The 2,782-nt window shown below is 61.9% G+C and carries 3 protein-coding genes; all 3 read right to left on the reverse strand.

Annotation, left to right across the window (positions count from 1 at the left end):
• Nucleotides 1-1,158: hypothetical protein (locus WBP53_RS12360; RefSeq protein WP_423929355.1), on the reverse strand; the 1,158-nt coding region annotated here is incomplete at its 3' end.
• 145 nt (nt 1,159-1,303) lie between these two features.
• Entirely contained in the window at nt 1,304-2,179 is an 876-nt protein-coding gene (locus WBP53_RS12365; protein ID WP_423929357.1) for an NAD-dependent epimerase/dehydratase family protein, read from the reverse strand.
• 29 nt (nt 2,180-2,208) lie between these two features.
• Nucleotides 2,209-2,782: sensor histidine kinase (locus WBP53_RS12370; RefSeq protein ID WP_423929359.1), on the reverse strand; the 574-nt coding region annotated here is incomplete at its 5' end.

Consider the following 2,782-nt stretch of genomic DNA (forward strand, 5'->3'; position numbering starts at 1 on the left):
GCCGGTGGGTGGCCGGGATTGCCCCGAAGCGGCGTTGGGTACGGTCAGGACCAGAGGAACCTTCTGTGTCGACGTCGCAATCGGCAACGGATTTGCAAAAGTGACGAAGGTCGAAGTCGGATCGAGCATGCCGGCAAACGGTGGAATGTAGGCACCCGGTGCCGCACGCCAGAACTTGGTCAGTGGAGGGCAAGGTGTCGTGGCCGTGCACTCGGTCGCGGTCGGAGCCGTCTGGTAATAGGGCAGCTCAAGCGAACCCACATAGACATCGGCGATCGGCGGCAGGGCGGGATTGAGGTTGGAAAGATTCATCCCGGTCGGCACGATCTGGGTAGCGGTCGCCGGCGTTGCTGCGGCGCGTTGCTGCACGGCGCCAAGTACCGGCGTGATGCTCTGCACGGTGGCCACCCAGGTCAATACGATCTGGCTGGCGTTGACGCCGGCCGAAGCTGCTGCGGCTTCCTGCGAGTTGGTCAACTGGCGCAGCGGCTCAAGGGCACAGGCCGTCGCATTCGGCAGCAGTGGCTGCTGGGATACGCCATTGATGCACAGCGGCGTGCGGGTCTGGGCCAGGAAGTAGGTCTGGTCAGGCGTCGCATCGTTGCCGCGGCTGTCTGTGATGTTGTCGGTCAGCACCGCCATGTAGGAGGTCAACTGTTGCAGCGGCTTCAACGGCACGATGGCCAGTTGTTGGGGGCTTGCGAGAGTCGCGACATAGTCCACATTCGGGGTCAGTTCGCGGGTTACACCGGTGACTCCGCCACCAGGGCCCGTCAGGGTGACCTGGAAAACGCGTACGGATGATCCGGCGACCACCGAGGAAGCCTTGACCGGAACCGAGAAGCCGGTAACCCAGGGGGATACGGCGCCAAATCCGTCCTGCGCGTTCATGGCAACGCGCGGATCACCAAAATTGCTCGGGTCGGTGACCGGGATGTTCAGGGTCAGGTCCGTGGTTCCCGACAGCAACAAGTTGGTCGGGAACGGAATGACGGCATTGGACGGGTCGAAACGCGCCGTGATCACGCCGGTTACCGGCGAGCCATCGTTATTGGTTGCGACCGGCGTATCTACCGCACGGGGACTATTGCTCCCACCACCGCATGCGGCGAGGAACAGGGACGGCAGTAGTGCCGCCGCGATCAATCGGGCCTGCATTTGAAACCCCTTCTCGTGATAATTCTGCGACCCCATATTAGGCCGTTCAAACGGTCGTTGGCAACGTCTCCTTAACAGAAAATCACGAGGCGCAACAATATGTTGCGGCGCACCATACGGTGGAGAATGGTGTACTCGTCAGTACTCAGAGAGGCTGCTGCTCGACCCATGTCGATGCGGTGGGGTGAAATCCGCGCGGGGACCAACCCAGAAGCTCGCGCGCGGACTGATGGTCGGCTATCAGATCCACCTTCAGGCGCTCGATCGCCTGTGACTTGATGCCACGCCATTGCGGATGCAGACGCGCAAGTTGCAGGGCGGTCCGGAGGATCCCGATGGACAGCGGAACGCCCAGGGCGGGTCGCGGCAATGATTCGCGCACCCGCTCAAGCATTTCCGAAAAGCTCAATCGTTCACCGCCGCCGAGATCGAAGATCTTCTGGCGTGCCAGCGGAGCCTGCGATGCGGCCAGGCAGGCATCGGCCAGATCTTGCGCGTGTACGGGCTGGCGAAGACCGGTCGCCGCTGAAATTCTCGGGAACAACCGCCAGCGTGCGCCCATGCGTGCCAGCGGACTGAGACTGCGATCGAGACCCGCGCCATAAATCAGGGTGGATCGAAGCAAGGTCCAGTCCAGCTGCTTTTGTAGTGCCGTCTCGGCAAGTTGACGCCCGCCCTGGTGCAGGATCTCGGCAAGTTCGCGCTCGTTCGGATCGGCCGAAAGACGCTTGCTCATCACGCTCATTGATCCAAGCGCAACGAGGCGCGGGGTTCCATGCAGGTTGGCGCGGCCAATCCAGTCCGCGAATCCGTTCAGCGGACCAAGGCTGAAGATTGTGTCGACCGGCCCCGGATCCGGCACAGTCGTGAACAGGTCGCCCTGGATCCAGTGCAGGTTTTCGGTGCCGCTTGTCCGTGGTGCCCGGCTCAAGGCGATTACCTTGTGGCCGTGCGCCAGCAGTTTCGGGATGAGGAACCGGCCGATCTGTCCGCTTCCGCCCAGCACGAGCGAGGAAACCATGCGATCACCGCGCTCGTGGTGTTCAGTACTCAGCGCTTGCCTGCCATGGGCAGGTTGCTGACCGCCGCTGCAGCCACGATCGGCAGACTGATGATGACGCTGGTACCGGTTTCCGCAGACGAACGCAGGTTGATGGTTCCCCCGTGCATCTTCACGATCCCCTGGGCAACACTCAAGCCAAGCCCCAGCGACTCGCCTCGCGTCGAAAAGAACGGCTCGAAGACTTCAGGCAAGACGTCATTGGCAATACCGGTTCCCGTGTCGCTGATGCGGATTTCAATGTTGCGCACGCCACCGGCACGCGTGTGTATCGACACTCTTCCACGATCCTCGATCGCTGCAGCGGCATTCTCGAGGATATGCAGGAATACGCGACAGATATGCGCCGGCAGGCAACTGATCCTGGGCAGATCTGCGTATTCCTTGACCACTAGAATGCGTTCGCCCCAGGTCGGTTCAAGCAGACCCAGCGCTGCATCCATGACCTGATTGACGTCAGTCGCTTCGACACCTTCGGCATCAGGCCGGGTCAGGTGGCAAAGTCCGTGCACCAGCGTGGATGATCGACCGAGCCCCAGCACCGCCTCGCTGAGCATGGCTTTG

Source organism: Dokdonella sp., from assembly GCF_049593775.1.
Lineage (GTDB): Bacteria > Pseudomonadota > Gammaproteobacteria > Xanthomonadales > Rhodanobacteraceae > Dokdonella.